Annotated in this window: 16 protein-coding genes; 2 read left to right on the forward strand and 14 right to left on the reverse strand. The window is 67.6% G+C overall.

All coding sequences use genetic code 11. The annotated features are described in order from the left end of the window. Nucleotides 1-6: 6 nt before the first annotated feature. The 12 genes from AC3IPM_RS15430 to AC3IPM_RS15485 all read right to left on the reverse strand — a co-directional run bounded on the left by AC3IPM_RS15430 (nt 7) and on the right by AC3IPM_RS15485 (nt 13,486). The gene (locus tag AC3IPM_RS15430; protein WP_489300893.1) at nt 7-1,329 is read right to left on the reverse strand and encodes a dicarboxylate/amino acid:cation symporter; all 1,323 of its coding nucleotides are present in this window, start codon (nt 1,327-1,329) and stop codon (nt 7-9) included. Nucleotides 1,330-1,396: 67 nt separating this feature from the next. Next, complete coding sequence (locus AC3IPM_RS15435; RefSeq protein WP_489300894.1) at nt 1,397-3,088, reverse strand: BatD family protein; 1,692 nt, start codon at nt 3,086-3,088, stop codon at nt 1,397-1,399. Between the two features lie 2 nt (nt 3,089-3,090). Beyond that, complete coding sequence (locus AC3IPM_RS15440) at nt 3,091-4,827, reverse strand: vWA domain-containing protein (RefSeq protein WP_489300895.1); 1,737 nt, start codon at nt 4,825-4,827, stop codon at nt 3,091-3,093. Next, entirely contained in the window at nt 4,824-5,834 is a 1,011-nt protein-coding gene (locus AC3IPM_RS15445; protein WP_489300897.1) for a vWA domain-containing protein, read from the reverse strand. The genes AC3IPM_RS15440 and AC3IPM_RS15445 overlap by 4 nt, the downstream gene beginning before the upstream one ends. After that, the gene (locus AC3IPM_RS15450; protein WP_489300899.1) at nt 5,831-6,292 is read right to left on the reverse strand and encodes a DUF4381 domain-containing protein; all 462 of its coding nucleotides are present in this window, start codon (nt 6,290-6,292) and stop codon (nt 5,831-5,833) included. The genes AC3IPM_RS15445 and AC3IPM_RS15450 overlap by 4 nt, the downstream gene beginning before the upstream one ends. Next, nucleotides 6,289-7,215, reverse strand: a complete 927-nt coding sequence (locus AC3IPM_RS15455; protein WP_489300900.1) for a DUF58 domain-containing protein — start codon at nt 7,213-7,215, stop codon at nt 6,289-6,291. Before AC3IPM_RS15455 ends, AC3IPM_RS15450 begins: the two co-directional genes overlap by 4 nt. A 7-nt stretch (nt 7,216-7,222) precedes the next feature. Next, complete coding sequence (locus AC3IPM_RS15460; protein ID WP_489300902.1) at nt 7,223-8,263, reverse strand: AAA family ATPase; 1,041 nt, start codon at nt 8,261-8,263, stop codon at nt 7,223-7,225. A gap of 139 nt (nt 8,264-8,402) precedes the next feature. Then, nucleotides 8,403-10,388 carry a type IV pilus secretin PilQ gene (locus AC3IPM_RS15465; RefSeq protein ID WP_489300904.1) on the reverse strand — a complete coding sequence of 662 codons (1,986 nt, stop codon included), beginning with the start codon at nt 10,386-10,388 and terminating at the stop codon, nt 8,403-8,405. Nucleotides 10,389-10,408: 20 nt separating this feature from the next. Continuing rightward, nucleotides 10,409-10,945, reverse strand: a complete 537-nt coding sequence (locus AC3IPM_RS15470) for a pilus assembly protein PilP (RefSeq protein ID WP_489300905.1) — start codon at nt 10,943-10,945, stop codon at nt 10,409-10,411. Continuing rightward, on the reverse strand, nt 10,942-11,613 hold the full coding sequence (locus AC3IPM_RS15475; protein WP_489300907.1) for a type IV pilus inner membrane component PilO: 672 nt from the start codon (nt 11,611-11,613) through the stop codon (nt 10,942-10,944). The genes AC3IPM_RS15470 and AC3IPM_RS15475 overlap by 4 nt, the downstream gene beginning before the upstream one ends. Next, nucleotides 11,610-12,428 carry a PilN domain-containing protein gene (locus tag AC3IPM_RS15480; RefSeq protein ID WP_489300908.1) on the reverse strand — a complete coding sequence of 273 codons (819 nt, stop codon included), beginning with the start codon at nt 12,426-12,428 and terminating at the stop codon, nt 11,610-11,612. Before AC3IPM_RS15480 ends, AC3IPM_RS15475 begins: the two co-directional genes overlap by 4 nt. Continuing rightward, the gene (locus AC3IPM_RS15485; protein ID WP_489300909.1) at nt 12,428-13,486 is read right to left on the reverse strand and encodes a pilus assembly protein PilM; all 1,059 of its coding nucleotides are present in this window, start codon (nt 13,484-13,486) and stop codon (nt 12,428-12,430) included. The genes AC3IPM_RS15480 and AC3IPM_RS15485 overlap by 1 nt, the downstream gene beginning before the upstream one ends. A 224-nt stretch (nt 13,487-13,710) precedes the next feature. On the opposite strand from AC3IPM_RS15485, the gene AC3IPM_RS15490 reads away from it, so the two are divergent. Both AC3IPM_RS15490 and AC3IPM_RS15495 read left to right on the forward strand, forming a co-directional pair. Next, nucleotides 13,711-16,134: a penicillin-binding protein 1A gene (locus tag AC3IPM_RS15490; protein ID WP_489300910.1), complete on the forward strand. Its 2,424-nt coding sequence runs from the start codon at nt 13,711-13,713 to the stop codon at nt 16,132-16,134. 143 nt (nt 16,135-16,277) lie between these two features. Next, nucleotides 16,278-16,922: a hypothetical protein gene (locus AC3IPM_RS15495; protein WP_489300912.1), complete on the forward strand. Its 645-nt coding sequence runs from the start codon at nt 16,278-16,280 to the stop codon at nt 16,920-16,922. A 10-nt stretch (nt 16,923-16,932) separates the two neighbouring features. Here the strand turns inward: AC3IPM_RS15495 and AC3IPM_RS15500 are convergent, their stop codons facing one another. Further along, a complete protein-coding gene (locus tag AC3IPM_RS15500; protein ID WP_489300913.1) occupies nt 16,933-17,760 on the reverse strand; it encodes a hypothetical protein in 828 nt (275 codons plus the stop codon). Next, nucleotides 17,760-18,191 carry a hypothetical protein gene (locus AC3IPM_RS15505; protein ID WP_489300914.1) on the reverse strand — a complete coding sequence of 144 codons (432 nt, stop codon included), beginning with the start codon at nt 18,189-18,191 and terminating at the stop codon, nt 17,760-17,762. The genes AC3IPM_RS15500 and AC3IPM_RS15505 overlap by 1 nt, the downstream gene beginning before the upstream one ends. Nucleotides 18,192-18,247: the final 56 nt, after the last annotated feature.

Raw genomic sequence — 18,247 nt, forward strand, 5'->3', positions numbered from 1 at the left:
TACCGATCAGTCGCGGTTGACCGCTACCGGCACCGGGCTGTCAGCGGTTTCACCCTTGGCCACCAGCGTGGTCAGGGCCAGGTCGCCGGTGACGTTGAGCGCCGTACGGCACATGTCCAGGAAGTGGTTCACGCCCAGGATCAGGCCGATGCCCAGCGGGTTCACCCCGACCATGGCGCAGATCATCGCCACCACCGGCAGCGAGCCCGACGGCACGCCGGCGGTCCCGATGCCGCCGAGGATGCACACCGCCATCACCATGATCTGCTGGCCGATGCTCAGGTCCACGCCGAAGAACTGGGCCAGGAAGATCACCGTCACGCCCTCGAACAGCGCGGTGCCGTTCTGGTTGGCGGTGGCACCCACGGTCAGCACGAAGCGCGAGACTTTCGGCGGCAGGCCCATCTGGTCGGCCACGCGCAACGCGGTCGGCAGGGTGGCGTTGCTGGAGGCGGTGGAGAACGCCATCACCGTCGCTTCCTGGGTATCGCGGAAGAACGACAGCGGCGAGCGCCCGGACAGCCACACGGCTGTGCCGTAGGTCACCACCATGTGCAGGCCCAGCGCCAGCACCACCACGCCCACGTAGGCGCCCAGGCGGATGATCAGCTCGAAGCCGAACAATGCCGCCAGGTTGAACATGAAGCAGGCCACCGCGTACGGCGCCAGGCGGATGACCAGGTTGATCAGGGTCATCGACACTTCAAACACGCCTTCGATGACCTTGCGCAGCGGCGCGGTCTTTTCTTCCGGCGACAGCACCATGCCGATGCCGAACATCAGCGCGAAGAACATCAGCGACAGAATGGCGCCGTTGTCCGAGGCCGCCTGCAGCACGTTGCTCGGCACGATCGACAGCAGCATGTCCATGCCCTTGGGCGTGCCATGGATGCCCGCGACGATCTCCTTGCTGCGCTCGGCATTCTCCGACAGCATCTGCGCGGCCACGTGCGGGTCCACGCCGGCACCGGGCTTGAGCACGTTGACCAGCACCAGGCCGATGCCCACCGCGATGCCGGACAGCAGCACGGTGTAGGCCAGGGTCTTCCAGCCGATCCGGCCCAGCGCGCGGATGTCGCCCATCTCCGACACGCCCATGATCAGCGCCGAGAAGATCAGCGGCACGATCAGCATGAAGATCAGGTTGAGGAACAGGCCCGACAGCGGGGTGGTCACCCACGCCATCACGCCACGCGCGAAATCGGTCAGGCCCGGAATCCCCGGGCCGGCGGCGTGCACGATCAGCCCAAGGGTCAGGCCCAGCGCGAAGCCAATGCCCATTTTCCAGTGCAATGGCAGCTTCTGCCGGGTCTTTGCAGCCTCAGTCATGTAACGGCGTTCCTGTAAAGAATGGAATCAGCTTAGCAAAGCCGGCCCTGCAGGCCCGGCGGCACCCTCACGGTCCCGAAGGATATAGAGGTGCCAACCCATTGTTTTCCGCCACCGCGGCCGGCTGCCAGTGCGGTCCGTCATGGAAGGCCCGGCGCAACTGCTGCCGGGCCACGGCCACGTCGCCGCCCTGCCCGCCCCAACGCACCTGCTGCATGGCCAGCAATGCGTCGCGCTGGGTGGGGTCGGCCAGCTTCGCCAGTAGTTGGTCCTGGCCCTGCACCCGGCCCATCGCACACAGCAGTGCGACGATCTCGTCCAGGCCCTGGCTTTCCAGCGCACGGCGCAGCTCGGCCCGCGAGATGTTCGGGCCCGGCAGCGGCGCCGGGCGGGCGCTGTCGGCGGCCTGCGCCGGCAACCGCCGCTGGCGACGCCAGCCCCACAGCAGGGTGAGCAGCCACAGCAGCGCGAACCCACCCGCCGCGGCCATCCACCCCCACGGCCGCAACGTCGGGCCTGCCGGTGCGATCGGGACCGCTGTCGAGGGCGCGCCTACATCGCCCGGCAGCGCCGAGCGGGTGTCCACCGGCAACGGGGGGGGTGCCCCGCCTGCGGCCGCCGCGCCGACGTTCAGGCTCAGATCGGGCAAGGTGGCGGTGCGCGCCTGCCCCGCCTGCACGTCCCACCAGGACATGCGCGGGCCCGGAACGACCAGCGGGCCGGCCTGGCGCGGCACGATCGAATAGCGGCGGGTCAGCTTCAGCTGCGGTGTGTTGCCGGTAAAGGTCTCGTCGTATTGCGGTGGCTCGGCGAACACCTGCGCGCCCGGCCCCACATCCAGTTCGGGCAGTTCCGGGAACTGCGCCCGGGTAGCCCCCTGGGCGATGGCCTCGATCACCACGGTCGCCGCCTCGCCGGCGCGTGCGCTGTGCGGTGCGGCGGTGTAGCGCAGGCGCAGATCGTGCAGCGGCAGCCACGGCTGGGGCGCGTTGGCCGGCTGTGCCTGCACCTGCAACGTGCGTTCCGGTGCACTGGCACGCAGCCGCCCATCCCCACCGAACATGTCGTCGAAGAACCCGCCCGCACTGCGCCCGTTGAACTGCGCGGCGGGCAACTGCAGCGGACCGCTGCGTTCGGGGATCAGCAGGAAGCGCCGCTCGACCAGGTTGTAGCGCCGGCCATTGACCTCGCGCACCAGGCTGCGGTCTTCGCCCACCCGCTGCAGCGAAGCTCCTGGTGGCGTTTCCAGCAGCAGTTCACCGGACAGCAGTTGCGAGGCGTAGTACAGCCGCACCACCACCCCGACACTCTGCTGCACATAGGGGGTGGGGTCATCGATCTCGGTCTCGAGGAACACCGCGGCATTGCCGCGCGCCACCGCCGGCGCCGCGGTCGCGGCCACCTGCAGGGTCAACGGCGCGGTGCGGCTGTTGCCCACCTGCAGCGGCGGGATCTGCAGCAGGCCGGCGCGGCGTGGCGCCAGCGCCACGGCAAACACCGCACGGGAGGTCATCGCGCCATTGCTCACCTGCACCTGGCGGCTGCTGGTCTGGTCACTGAGGTCGAAGTCGGTACGCAACGGGGTGTAGTCCGGTACACCGCCACCGGCATCGGTCTCGATGTTGAGCGTGACCACTTCACCATCGCCGATCTGGTCACGGTCCAGCCAGGCACGGGTCTGCGCCTGCGCCACCGTACAGGCGACCAGCAGCAACAGCCCGGTGCCGGCGCGCAGCCAACGCTGCGTGATGGAATGCATGCTCATCGTCCTTCCCGTTTCCTGCGTTCGTTTTCCAGCTGGAACTTGGCGCGCAGCAGGCTGCCCGGATCATCCGGCACCCGCCGCATCCACGCCTCCACCGCCTGCCGCTGTTCGCGCTGCTGCGGGGTTTCAGTGGCCTGCCGCGCGGCGCTGGCGTCCTTGTCGGGCGCGCCCTGGCGCTGCAGGGCCTGCTGCATGCGTTGCCGCTGCGCCGCATCGGCGCGCGCCTGTTCGGCCGGGTCCGGCGTGCCGGCATCCTGCTTGGCCGTGCCGTCCTGCGGCTGTCCGCTGGGGTTGCCCGGCGTGGGCGGCGAGTCCTGCTTGTCTGGCGGAGAGGTGCCCGGATCAGGTTTGGGCTGGCCCTGTTGGCCCGGCGAAGGCTGGCCCGAGCCGGATTTGGGCGGGTCCTGCCTTTGCTTGGGGGACTGGCCCGGTGGCGGCTTGCGCTTGCGCGCTGCATCCACCGCGGCGCGGTTGGCCACCGCATCGGGCATGCCGGGGCGCTGCTGCAAGGCCTTGTCGTAGGCATCGATGGCCGCGTCGTACTGGCCCTGGCGGGCCAGCGCATTGCCCAGGTTGTACCAGCCGGCGTCGCTGTGGACACCTTCAAACTGCTGCTGGGCGGCTTTGAAATCGCCCCGACGGTAGGCCTCCACGCCGGTGGCCAGCCGGGTCTGGTCAACCTGGTCGGCACGCCGCCACGGCGTGCCCTCGGCCGCCTGTGCCGGTACGGGCATGGCCAGCGGCCACGCCACGCACAGCACCAGCAGCACGGCGGCACCCCGGCGACGGAACGCCCACAACGACAACAACAGCAGCGGCGGCAGCAGCCAGAAGCCTTCATCGCGCCAGGCCTTGCCTTGGCCCTGGCGGCTGTCATCGGTGCTGGCACGCGGGGTCAGCACGCCCAGCGCCTGGAGATCGGAATTGTCATTGGCGATCCGTGCATAGCGACCACCGCCGGCCGACGCCAGCGCCTGCAACGGCGCCTCTTCCAGCCGCGCCTGCGCGATCTGGCCATCGCCGCTGCGGTAGGCCGCGCCGGCCACGGTGCCCAGGCCCAGCACCGATACCGTGAAGCCCTGCACACGCGCCGATGCGGCGGCACGGGTATCGGCGGCATCGGCACGATCGCTGAGCAGCAGGATGTCGCCGCTGTGTGCGCCGGACTGCTGCAGCAGCTGCACCGCGGCCTGCAGCGCACGCTCGGCACGCTGGCCATCGCGTGGCATCACATCCGGAGCCAGCGCATCCAGGTACAGCGCCACGTTGGCGGTATCGGCGGTGAGCGGCGCCACGGTGTAGGCATCCTCGGCATAGGCCAGCAACGCCACTTCGCCGCCCTTGCGCTCACGCAGCAGACTGGCCAGCTTGGCGCGTGCCTGCAGCAGCCGCGAGGGCGGCAGGTCGGTCGCGGTGATCCGCGATGATAGGTCCAGTGCCACCACCAACGGGGACGGCGACTGCCACAACGGTTGCGCCACCTGCCGCCACGACGGTCCGGCCAGCGCCAGCACGGCCAACATCCAGCCTCCCAGCAACAGCACCAAGCCTCCCCAGTGGCGGCGGCCGCCGGCGACCAGCAGATGCGGCAGCAGATGCGCGTCCACGTTCTGCTGCCACACGCTGTGGCGACGCCGACGCCAGACCCACAGCAGCGCGATCAGCGGCAACGCCGACAGCAACCACAGCGCGTGAGGGCGGATGAAGTGCACGGCCGTCCAGTCGATGTTCATGCCCAGCGCCTCGGCAGCAGCCAGGCCAGGCCGGCCAGCAGCAGCGCCAGTGCCAGTGGCCACGCATAGCGTTCGATCCGCGGGCGTACCGCTGGACCACTCGATGCCACCGGCTCCAGGCGTTCCAGTTCGGCATAGATGCCGGCCAGTTCATCGGTGTTGCGCGCGCGGAACGAGCGGCCACCGGTCACCTCGGCGATGCGGCGCAACGTGGCCTCATCGACCGGATCCTCGCCGGGGGCGATCTGCACCCCGAACAGACTGAAGCCGCCATCGCCGCCGAACGCGACGGTGTACACGCGGACCCCTTCGGTGTGGGCCAGTTCGGCGGCGCGCAGTGGTTCCAGCACACCGGCGTTGCTGACCCCATCGGTGAGCAGGATCAGCACGCGCTGGCCCTCGGGCTGCTCGCGCAGGCGTTTGACCGCCAACGCGATCGCATCGCCGATCGCCGTTTCGCGACCGGCCAGACCGACCACGCTGTCATTCAACTGTTCGCGCACGCTGGTCAGGTCGTTGGTCAACGGGGTCAGCGTGTAGGCCCGTTCGCCGAAGATCAGCAGGCCCACGCGGTCGCCCACACGACGATCCAGGAAGTCGGCCAGCACCGCCTTGGCGGCGGTCAGCCGCTCCACCACCTGGTTGCCGAGCAGCATGTCGGCCTCGCTCATGCTGCCCGAGACATCCACGGCCAACATCATCTGCCTGCTCTGCTGCGGCGGCGTCACCGCCTCACCGAGCTGCTGCGGGCGGGCCGCCGCCACACACAGGCAGATCCAGGCCAGCCATAGCAGTATCCGCACCGGTGCGAAGCCGTGCCGGTGTCCGCGGCCGCCCAGCGACTGCAGTTGGTCGGCCGCATAGGGCACCCGCAACGCCGCGGCATTGCCGGCACACACCGGCCACCAGCGCATCAGCCAGGGCAGTGGCAGGGCCAGCAGCAGCCACGGCCAGGCCAGGGTATCCAGCCAGGACAGCCACGCGGGCAAGGCGATGGCGAGGTTCATCGGCGCCGCCCCGTCATCAGGCCGAGGAAGCGCGCACGTGCGAGATCACGCAGACGTTGCACCGCCGCCGGATCAACCTGCGCGCGGTACGCGCCGTCGAGCAGCAACGCCCCGTCGCCATCGGAGAACGCGCGGCTGCCGGGTTCGTCGAGGAATGCCAGCCAGGCCTGGCCGTGCAGCAGCTCCGCACCGGGCTGGCGCTGGCGCGCGGCCCGGCGCAGCAGTTCGGCGATGGCCGCTACCTGGTCCGGCGCGGTTGATGCCGCACCCACGCCGGTGTCGAACAGCTGCAGGCAACGTCGTCGTTGCCGTGCCTTGCGCGACTGCCAGGCCCACAGCCCAAGCCCGACCAGCAGCGCGGCAGCCAGCAGCCACCACCAACCCGGTGCCGGTGGAAACCAGGCGGGTGCGGGCGGCAACTGCACATCGCGCAGCGGCAGCGAGGTCGCCGCGCTCATGCCACCACCGCCGAAGGCAGCGGCGTGAGCCAGCAATCGCTGGCGTCGTCGGAGGCCACCACATGCACCTGGATGCGGCGCGCAGCCAACGTTCGCTGCAGGCCCTGCAACGGTTCAATGAAGCGCGCGCGCCAGTGGGCGCGCACGTCGGCGCTGTCCAGGTCGAGCACCACCCGCCGGCCCTGCGACAGGAACGGCAGGGTTGAGGAAGGCGGGGCCAGCTCCAGCGGGTCCACCAGCAGCATCACCACCACTTCGTGGTGCATCGCCAATGCGGTCCAGCGTGAGACAGCGATCGTGGCCGCACGCGCCGGATCGGCCAGCACCACCACCCGGGCGCCCGGGCGCAGCAGACGTGCCGCCTGTTCCAGCGCGTGGTCCAGGCCCGCATCCTCGTTCGGCGGCTGCGCGTACCAGCGGGTCAAGGCATCCAGCACGCGCAGCACGCCGCGGCTGCCGCCGGCCGGTGCAATCGGTGCTTCCTTGCCGCTACCGCGCAGCGCGGCAAGACGGTCGCCCTGCCGCTGCGCCAGCCATGCCGCGACGGCGCCGACGCGCGCGGCCTGCACCGACTTGAAGCGGACCCGGGTGCCGAAGTACAGCAGCGGTTCGGTGTCGGCCACCAGCAGCGTCATCCGCTCGCGTTCGGCCTGGAACAATTTGGTGTGTGCGCGTCCGGTGCGTGCGGTGACCCGCCAGTCGATGTGGCGCGCGTCATCGCCGGCCACATACTCGCGCGATTCGGCATATTCCATGCCGCGTCCGCGCATCGGCGACGGTGCCTGCCCGGCATGGCCAAGCCGGCCGCGCCGCGCCGGGGCCAGGCGATGCGCACTGCGGCGCAGGGCGACCAGTTCGGCCAACGTCGGCTGCAGGCCGTTGCCATCGGTGGCACCAGCCACATTGTCTTCAGGACGGAGCATGCGGGGCTCAGGGTGCCGGAACGCGGGCCAGCAATTCGGCAACCAGGCGGTCGCCATCCCAGCCTTCGGCCGTCGCCTCGTAGCTGGGCAGCACGCGGTGCCGCAGCACGTCCGGGGCCACGCTGCGCACATCCTCCGGCGTGACGAAGTCGCGGCCGGCCAGCCAGGCGCGCGCGCGCGCGCAGCGCTCCAGCGCGATCGAACCGCGCGGGCTTGCGCCCCAGGCAATCCGCCGCGCCAGTGCCGGGTCGTAACGCGCAGCATCGCGTGAGGCCAGCACCAGTTCGATCAGGTAGCGCTCCAGTGCCGGTGCCATGTGCAGCGACAACACGGCGCGACGCGCGGCGAACACGTCGGCCATCGGCATGCGCGTCGGCGTCGCGGCCGGCGCATCCAGCGCCTGCATCGCACGCGTGCGTGCCAGCCGCAGAATCTCGGCCTCGGCATCGGAATCGGGGTAGCCGATCCGGACATGCATCAGGAAGCGGTCCAGCTGCGCTTCGGGCAGCGGGAAGGTGCCCTCCTGCTCGATCGGGTTCTGCGTGGCCATCACCAGGAACAGCGGCGGCAGCGCATAGGTGTGCCGGCCCACGGTGACCTGGCGCTCGCCCATGGCCTCCAGCAGCGCCGACTGCACCTTGGCCGGCGCGCGGTTGATCTCGTCGGCCAGCAGGATCGGGTGGAAGATCGGCCCCGGCACGAACTCGAAGCGGCCCTCCTGCGGGCGCCAGATCTCGGTGCCGGTCAAGTCCGCCGGCAGCAGGTCCGGGGTGAACTGCACGCGTGAAAAGTCTGCTTCCAGCCGCGCCGCCAAGGCCCGGATCGCAGTGGTCTTGGCCAGGCCGGGTGCACCTTCGACCAACAGGTGGCCATCGGCCAACAGCGCGGTCAGCAGGCGCTCGACCAGCGCCCCCTGGCCGACGATCTCGGCGGACAAGCCCTCGCGCAACGCGCGGAAGGCATCGTGCAGGCGATCGTGCTCGGGCGTCGTCGGGGTGGCGGCGACAGGGGCGGCGTGGGTATCGGGCATCGGAGGGGGCAGTGTCATGGTGTCCATATGACCCACGCGACAGGCGGCAGGTTCCATCCACATGATGGCAGGCGCGGCGCGGTCGCGGGATCAAGATTGCCTGAACGCGAAAAGGGCCGCACCAGGCGGCCCTTTCGCAGTCCACGGATGGCCGACCTCAGTTGGTCTTGGCCACGCGCAGTACCTTGGGGGTGACGAAGACCAGCAGCTCGGCCTTGTCCTTGTTGCGGGTACGCTTCTTGAACAGATTGCCCAGGAACGGCACGTCGCCCAGGAACGGCACCTTGTTGATGCTGTTGCGGTCGGTGAACTCGTACACGCCACCGATCACCACGGTCTGGCCATCTTCCACCAGCACCGCGGTATTCACTTCGCGGCGGTTGATGGTCGGCACCTGGCCGTAGCCTTCCAGCACGATGTAGCTTTCGACTTCATCCTTCTTGACCGCCATGTTCAGGAACACGCGGTTGTCGTTGGTGATGGTCGGGGTGACCTTCAGCTCCAGCACCACTTCCTTGAACTGCACGTTGGCCTGGGCGGCGCCACCGGCCGCACCGCCACCACTGATGGTGACGTAGCCGATTTCCTTACCCTGCTTGATGATCGCTTCACGCTGGTTGGTGGTGACCACACGCGGGTTGGAGATCACTTCGCCGCGCGACTCGGCCTGCATGGCCGACAGTTCGACGTCCAGCAGGTAGCCGGCGTTGAGGATCGACAAGGCCAGCGAACCCGGGTTGCTGGTCGCCGCGACCGGGAGATTCCAGTTCAGGCCACGCATGATCGTCGAGCCCAGCGGTGCAGGCTGTGGGCCCACGCGTCCGCCGGCAACCCATTCGCGCTGCGCCTTTTCATTGGCAACACTGGTGTCCACCTGCGACTTGCGGGTAGCGGCATTGGAGGCGAGATCACCACTGAAGTACACGTTGTCGCGGCTGCCGCTGATGCCGAACTTGGCACCCAGCTCACGCGCGAACGTATCGGTGGCGATCACGATGCGGCTTTCGATCAGCACCTGGTCGACCGGACGGTCGATCACGTTGATCAGCTCACGCATGCGCGCGATTTTCTTCGGGATGTCGCTGATCATCAGGGTGTTGGTGCGCTCGTCGGCCACGATGCGGCCGCGCGAGGACAGGAAGCCACTGTCTTCCTGCGAGCTGCCACCACCGCCGCCACCGCCGCCGCCACCACCGCCACCGCCACCACCGATGCCCTTGGCTTCGGTCAGCGCTTTGAAGATCTGCGCAGCGTTGTGGTAATTGATCTGGATGTAGTCGGTGATCAGGTCTTCGCGGTTCTCGATCGCGATGCGCGCGTCTTCCTTGTCCTGCTCGAACTTGGCCAGCTCCGGCTGCGGTGCCACCCAGATCACGCCACCATCGCGACGCTTGTCCAGGCCCTTGGCGCGCAGCACGATGTCCAGCGCCTGGTCCCACGGCACGTTGACCAGGCGCAGGGTGACATTGCCTTCGACGCTGTCGGAGGCCACCACGTTCAGGTTGGATTCTTCGGCGATCAACTGCAGCACGGTGCGCACCGGCACGTCCTGGAAGTTGAAGGTCACTGGCTTGCCACTGTAGCCACGCTGGGCAACGGCAGCCGCCGCCTGGGTGACGGTGGTGGCGTTGATCGCGCCGGTGGCCGGGGCCGCCTTGCGCGGGCTGATCTCCACCACGTACTCGTTGCCGCTCTGATAGGCCAGCGACTCGAACGCGGTATTGGTGTTGAGCACCAGCTGGGTGCCGCCACCATAGGGCTTGGGATCGATGCGCTGCACCGGGGTCGCAAAGTCGACCACGTTGATCGACTTCTGCAGGTTCTCCGGCAGTCGCGCGTTGCCGACGTCGATCACCACGCTGTTGCCCTGGTTGCGCAGGTCCGGGCTGGCACCGTTGCCGTTGAACTGTAGGATCAGCCGGCCCGAGCCGTCATCGCCACGTTTGAAGTCGATCTTGGACACCGACAGCGATGCCGGTGCCGTGGCGGGCACAGCGGTCGCTGCCGGAGGTGCTGCCGTGGCGCCGGGCGTTGCCGCCAGCAGCGTGCCATTGGCCACCATGAGCGCGACTCCCAGCGCGCACAGGTGGATCAGCTTCGGGCGCCGGACGGGACGCAGCCGCATGGCATTGGAAAAGGTCATCGTGCTATCCCCATAATCATTCATTGATCTTCAAGCGCAAGCGATGCAGGCCGTTCCAGCCAGCCGCCCGCGCCATCCGGCACCAGTTCAATCAGTTCGATCCGGTCTTCGAAGACCCCGGTCACGCGACCGTCGCTCTGCCCCAGATAGACCCCCGGACGGACCCGATAGGTGACCTTGTCCGGTGCCATCACCAGCGCGACCAGCCCGCCCCCGTTGCCGATCGAACCCACCATGTCCAAGGCGTCCAGCGGGAAAGCTTCCAGCGGCTCCTTGCGGCGGTTCGGATCCGGGCGCAGCCCCGAGCCTCCGGCCTGCGGATTGGTCCAGGCATCGGTGAACGGATCGCGCATCCCCTGCGCGGAGTACTCGAAGGTCTCGAACTGCTGCATCACCGGCAGCGGCTCCAGCGGCGGCGCCGGACGCGCACGCTCGTCGGCCACCCACTTCTCCAGATTTGGCGCATCACCCGGCGTACTGCTGATGCCGCGCGCGCAGCCGGCCAGCAGCACCAGCAGGGCAAACCCACACAGTCGGGCCATCAGAGCGCGGCTCATGGCTTGCCTCCGTTCTGGGCTGCCTTTGCTTTGGCGGCCTTTTCCTGCGCTTCCATTTCCAGGTCATCCAGGTAACGGTAAGTCTTGACCGTACCGGACAGCTCCAGCGCGCCACTGCGTGCGGTGATGCCGGTCTTGGGATCCTTCGGCTTCAGGTTGATGTCGTGCATGGTCAGGATGACCACGCGCGGCAACGATGCCACGCCGCTCACAAAGGCACCGAACTGGTGGTAGCTGCCTACCATGCGCAGGGCGATCGGCTTCTCGGCGTAGAACTCCTTGGGCGCTTCTTCCCCGGGCTGGAACAGTTCATTGACCAGGCCGCTGGACAACGCGGTCTGCGAGATGTCGATGATCAGGTCCGGCATTTCGGTCTTGCTGGGCAGCTGACGCAGCATCTGCTGCAGCACCTGCTCCATCTGGGCCAACTGCTGCTTGAGCGGCTCCAGGTTGACCGCACGCCCCTGCTGCTTCTCGAACTCCAAGCGCAGCTCGGACTCGGTCCGCTCCAGGCCGGCCAGTTCTTCACGCTTTCCGCTGATCAGCAGGAACCAGGCACCGAGCATGATCAACAAGGCGAGCAGCGTGCAGAAGACCATCTTGGCCTGCTGCGGCCAGTTGCCGATGTTGTTGAAGTCCAGCTCTTTGTAATTGACTTTCTGGCTCATGCGGCCCCCTTCTGCGGCGTACTGGACGCAGCCGGTTGTGCGGTTGGGGCGGGCGGAACGATGCGGCTGCCGGACGGCTTGGCCGGTTCAGCGGCCGGGGTCGCCGGCGCTGCGGCCGGCGTCGCAGCCGGGGCCGGCGACAACGGCGCAACAGCAGGTGCTGCCGCCGCATTGGGGTCCACCGCAGCCGGAGCGGGCACGCTACCATCCATCGCGATGCCATCCACCGCTTCACTCTGGGCCGGCAAGGTCACCTTGACCACGAACATGTACGGCAACGCGGTGATATCCAGAACCGGCCCAATCGGCTTGTCCTTGTCATCTTCCGGCTTCTTGGCCTCGATCACCGACAGCTCCGGCTTGGTCATCCAGCCCGAATTCTCCAGGTTGCGCATGTAGGCGCTGATCCGGGCATTGGACTGGGTGCGGCCTTCCAGGGTCAGGATGTCGCCCTCCTGCTTCAGTGCGGTCAGCACCACCCCGTCAGGGATGGTCCGGACCAGCGCATCGAACAGGTGCACCATCTGCGAACGCTTGGCCTGCAGTTCCTCGATCACCTTCTTGCGCGCCAGCAGACGTTCTTTCTGGCGATCCAGACGGTCGATCTCGACGTTCTGTGCCTTGACCTTGTCGATCTCGGCCTGCAGGAAGCTGTTGCGCTCGTTCTGCCCGCTGACCTGACGGTCGTAGTAGAACCAGATCAGCAACGACAGCAGCACGCCAGCGAGGGCCGCAAAGCCGAGCATGCCGTAGAAGTCGCGCTGGCGTTGCTTGCGCCGCTCGGCGCGCCAGGGCAATAGATTGATTCTTGCCATCAGTCGAAGCTCCTCAGCGCCAGACCGGTGGCAATCATCAGCGCCGGGGCGTCCTGGGCCAGGGCATGTGCCTGGACCTTCGGACCCAGCGTCATCTGTGCCAGCGGGTTGGCCACCACGGTCGCCACGCCCAGCTGCTCTTCCACCATCTCCGGCAGACCGGCCAACGCCGCGCAACCGCCGGCCAGCACGATGTGGTCGACCCGGTTGAACTCGCTGCCGGCATAGAAGAACTGCAGCAGACGGCTGATCTGCTGGACCGTGGCCTCCTTGAACGGCTCCAGCACTTCCATCGCGTAGCTTTCCGGCAACCCGCCCTGACGCTTGGCCAGGCCGGCTTCCTCGTAGGTCAGCCCGTAGCGGCGCATGACCTCGTCGGTCAGCTGCTTGCCACCGAACACCTGTTCGCGGCTGTACAGGCTGCGCCCGCCGCGAAGCACGTTCAGGGTGGTCATGGTGGCACCGATGTCCACCAGCGCGACCACGCCATCACTGGCAATCGGCAGCTCACTGGCGACCAGGGCAAAGGCGTTTTCGACCGCGAAGGCCTCCACGTCCATCACCTTGGCGATCAGCCCACCGAGCTCCAGCGCCGACTGGCGCAGCTCCACGTTCTCCGAACGCGAGGCCGCCAACAGCACCTGGACCATCTCCGGGTTGTTGGGAATGGCGCCCAGCACCTCGAAGTCGAGGTTCACTTCCTCGATCGGGTACGGGATGTAGTTGACCGCTTCGAGCTCGACCTGGGCTTCCATGTCGTTCTCGTCCAGGTCGGCCGGCATCGGGATCAGCTTGGTGATCACCGCCGACCCGGCCACCGCGGCGGCGGCATGCCGTGCCTTGGTACCGGAACGGTTCACGGCGCGTCGGATAGCCTCACCCACGGCTTCCACTTCCACGATGTTCTTTTCCACCACCGCATTCGGCGGAAGTGGTTCCACGGCGTAATGTTCCACGCGAAAACGATTGCCACTGCGGGAAAGCTGCAAGAGCTTTACTGCAGTCGAGCTGATGTCGACGCCAATAAGCGGCGACTGGCTTTTTGGGATAAGCCCCACGGTTTCTCCCCTGCCGACGGGCACTTGGACGCATAACCTGCGCCCGCGCATTAATAACGTTTTTTTTGCAAACCGCAACCATCACGCTGCAAAACGCGCACTACGGCACGTTTCACGCTTCCCCAGACGGTCAACGATCTGCGCTCCCCGGGAACAACCCCAGCCGTTCCCTTGCGTAATCTATACTCTGCGGCCACGAAATTCGCAATCGGAATCTGTCACTGATGACTCGCTTTCGCCGCTGGCTGCGCTGGTTGCTGGTCGCCTTCCTGGTCCTCGCCCTGATCGGCGCCGCCGTTGCCGGTGGCCTCTATTACGCCGTTTCCTCCAAGCTCCCGGACGTGCAGAGCCTGCGCGACATCGAGATGCAGGAGCCCATGTACGTCTATGCCAGCGATGGCAAGCTGATGGCCGTGTTCGGCGAGTCCCGGCGCACCCCCATCACCATGAAGGAGGTCCCGGAGCGCCTGAAGCAGGCCTTCCTGGCCACCGAGGACGCCCGTTTCTATCAACACGGGGGGGTCGACTACAAAGGCATCGGCCGTGCGGTGTGGCTGCTGGCCACCACCAACGACAAGCGGGTGCCGGGTGGGTCCACCATCACCCAGCAGGTCGCCCGCCAGTTCTTCCTCAGCTCCGAGTACAGCTACACCCGCAAGCTGGCCGAGATCCTGCTGGCGCGGAAGATCGAGCAGGAACTGAGCAAGGACGAGATCTTCGAGCTCTACCTGAACAAGAGTTTCTTCGGCAACCGCGCCTATGGCGTGGCCGCTGCCGCCGAGTTCTATTACGGCAAGAAGCTGGGCGAGCTGGACCTGGACGAGATGGCTTCGCTGGCCGGCATCCCCAAGTTCCCCTCCTCGGGCAACCCGATCAGCAACCCCGAGCGTGCCCGCGAGCGCCGCGACTTCTACGTGCTGCAGCGCATGGCCAGCCTGGGCTTCATCAGCCAGGCCGAGGCCGACGCCGCCAAGGCGGTGCCGATGCACGCCAGCGCGCATGAGCCGCCGGTGCAGGTCGAGGCGCCCTACGTGGCCGAACTGGTCCGCCAGGAGATGATCGCGCGCTTCGGCGGCGATGTCGTCAACAAGGGCTACCACGTCACCACCACCATCAATGCCGAGCTGCAGACGGCCGCCAACATCGCCGTGCGCGATGGCCTGCTGGCCTATGACCACCGCCACGGCTGGCATGGCGTGGAGAAGCAGGTGGCACTGGGCGCCGGCGATGATGCAACCGCTTTGGCCGAGCAGCTGCGCGGGATCGTCTCGCAGTCCGGGCTGCTGCCGGCGATCGTCGCCAGCACCGGCGCCGACGGCAGCGCCACGGTGGTGCTGGCCAACCGCAGCGAGATCGTGCTGCCGGCCGGTGCCGCCAAGTGGACCAACAAGACCCCGGCCAAGCTGGTCCAGCGCGGCGACATCGTGCGCGTGCGGGCCGGGGCCAAGGAAGGGGAGTGGCTGCTCGACCAGATTCCGCGTGGACAGTCCGCGCTCGTCTCGGTGGATGCCGAAAGCGGTGCGCTGAAGGCCCTGGTCGGAGGTTTCAGCTTCTCCGGCAACAAGTTCAACCGCGCCACCCAGGCCCGTCGCCAGCCGGGTTCGAGCTTCAAGCCGTTCATCTACGCCGCCGCCTTCGACAAGGGCTTCAACCCGGCCTCGATCGTGCTCGATGCCCCGGTGGTGTTCCGCGACCGCCGTGGCAAGACATGGTCGCCGCAGAACGACGGCGGCGGCTTCCGCGGCCCGATGCGCCTGCGCGAAGCGCTGGTGCAGTCGCGCAACCTGGTCTCGGTACGCCTGCTCGACGGCATGGGCGTGGACTACGCGCGCAAGTACATCAGCGAATTCGGCTTCGCCGAGGCCGAACTGCCGCCGAACCTGTCGATGTCGCTGGGTACCGCCTCGCTGACGCCACTGTCGGTGGCGCGCGGCTACGCCGTGTTCGCCAACGGCGGCTCGCGCGTGGACACCTGGTTGATCGACCAGGTCAGCGACCGCGACGGCAACCTGGTGTTCAAGGAGAACCCGGCGATGGCCTGCCGCGACTGCGCCGGCACCAGTGGCGGCGCTCCGGTCAGCCAGGTGGTGGACGGCTTCAACTTCGGCGCCCCCCCTGCCCCCGCGCCGACCGGCCCGGCCAAGCCGCAGCAGGCCGTTGCCGAGGCGCCCAAGCCGGTGAACCCGGATGCCAAGGTGGCCCCGCGTGCGATCGATGCGCGCACCGCCTACCAGCTGGTGTCGATGATGCGCGACGTGGTCCAGCGCGGCACCGGCACCGCGGCCAAGGTGCTCGGCCGCGAGGACGTGGGCGGCAAGACCGGCTCCACCAACGACCACCGCGACGCCTGGTTCTCCGGTTTTGGCGGCCCGTACGCCACCACCGTGTGGGTGGGCCGCGACGACTTCCGCTCGCTCGGCTACCGCGAGTACGGCGGCCGCGCCGCCCTGCCGATCTGGATCGACTACATGCGCACGGCGCTCAAGGATGCCCCGATCGCGCAGAACGAGCCGCCATCCGGGATGGTCCAGGCCACCCTCAATGGCGCCACCGAGTGGGTCAAGGTGGAGGACATGGACAAGATCGAGGAATACAGCTTCGACACCCATGTGCAGCAGGCCGACGACGCCGCCTTCGATATCTTCTGATCCCGGCGGCTTGATCACGACGAAGGCCGGGCATTGCCCGGCCTTTTTCGTTGTCTCGGCGCGCCCTTTCGCGCGGCACACGCCTACACCAATGTCACATCGGCGGTGTACAGTCGCGTGCAGGTCGCACAGGAGTACCGGTCATGCATCGAGCCCGTCAGCATGCAGCCACCCAGACCCGCGAGCGCCGCCAACGGCTCGCCCATGAAGCCGCCCGGCTGATGGCCGAGGGCGGTATCCGCGACTACCACCAGGCCAAGTTGAAGGCCGCCGCGCGGCTGGACATCCACGACGATGCCTCGCTGCCGCGCAATGCCGAGATCGAAGATGCCCTACGCGAGTACCAGCGCCTGTTCGCCGGTGCGGACCACGGCAGCCAGCTGCGCCAGCGTCGCGATGCCGCGCTGCGCGCGATGGCGTTCCTGGATACCTTCGCCCCGCGCCTGGTAGGGCCGGTGCTGGAAGGTACCGCCGACGCCAACAGCCCCGTGCAGCTGCAGGTGCACAGCGATGACCCCGATGCAGTGCAGCGCCATCTCGACGAACACGGCATTCCGGCCGACTCCCGCACGCGGCGGCTGCGGCTGGACCGCGAGCGCACCCTCGACGTACCGGTATGGGTGTTCAGCGCGGAGGAACTGACCTTCGATATCGCGGTGCTGCCCTACGACGCACTGCGCCAACCGCCGTTGTCGGCGATCGATGAAAAGCCGATGCGGCGGGCCTCGGCGGCCCAACTGCGCGAACTGCTCGCCGAGGCGGAAATCGAGGGCTATCTGGCGGGCTGAGCGATACCGCTTACCCGGCGTTCTGCCAGCCCAGCAGATAGCGTTCGTGGTCGGTAAGCGGCAGCTTGCCATACAGATGGTCAAGGAACGGGGAATGCTCCTGCCAGCGCGCCGAGGTGGGCAGCCCGGTGTTGTCGCTGATCGCCCGCTGCAGCACCTTCCACTCCAGCGTGTGCGAGGACGCCGGTGCACGGAAACGCGCGATGCTGTCCTGCGTCCTGGCCAACGCCTTGCGTTGCGTGAACGCCTCCAGCGCGGGACGCGGACGCGGCCGGCGCGCCACCGTACGCGCGAACATCAGCTCGGAGAACACCCACGGTGAGCCGATGTAGTCGTGGCTGTCCACGTACTCCTCGATCCGCACCGCCGCGCTGTCCAGGTGCAGGAACAGCTCGCACCCATCGATCATCCGCTGCAGGGCCGCGTTGAGGATCATGTAGACGTTGGCGCTGGTGCGGGTGACCTTGTGATAGTGGTACAGGCGCGGCTGCCGTTCCTTGATGGAAAACTGCTCATCCACCTCCTCCAGCAGTTCGTAGACGTTGCCCCATACGCACGAATCCACGAACACCTTCAGCCCCAGGTTTTCCAGAAGCAAGGCCAACTGCATGACCTGCTGGCTGTCACCGGAGGCATGCGACAGGAACACATCTGCCTTCACCGTGGGGAAAAGCTGCTGCTGCACGGTCTCGGCGTCCAACAGGCTGTCCTTGCCCTTCAGATACGCACCGAGGTCCATCAGCGGCTTGAGGCTGCGTTGCCTGAACGCTGCGATGGCTGCGGCATCCACCGCCATCGGTGGCGTGGCGAAGTTTTTGATTTTCAGATCCAGCAACATCAGGGTGTTCCTTTTGCAAGCAGCCAGATCGCCACGAACCCGGCAACCAGCAGTAGATGGAAGGCCAGTACCGTGGGGCGGCACAGGACACGGAAAAACGGCTCACGCACACGGCGCAGCAGCACCGCATCGATGCGCAGGTCCACCGGCTCGGCCATCGGGCGGGCGGCGGCGTGGTTGTACAGGGCGATGAACGCCCGCTCCTGCTGCAGGAAATACGCGTGAAAGCCCATGAACAGCGCACCGGGCACCGCAAACAGCACCCCATGGAAACGCACGCCTTCGCCCAGCGAGCACGCCAGCAGCGCGGTCATCACCACCACGCTGGCGCCCTTCATCGAAGCAGCACTGTTGGCCAGCCGGGTGATCACGCCTTGAAGAATGTTGAGAAGACCCAGCCGCAGCGCGATCTGGTTGCCCGGGGTCTGCATGTACGACACTCCTGTCAGGTGCGGGCAGGGCACCATGGCGGCACCCTGCCCGCTGG

This window comes from Stenotrophomonas sp. GL_111, from assembly GCF_057835245.1.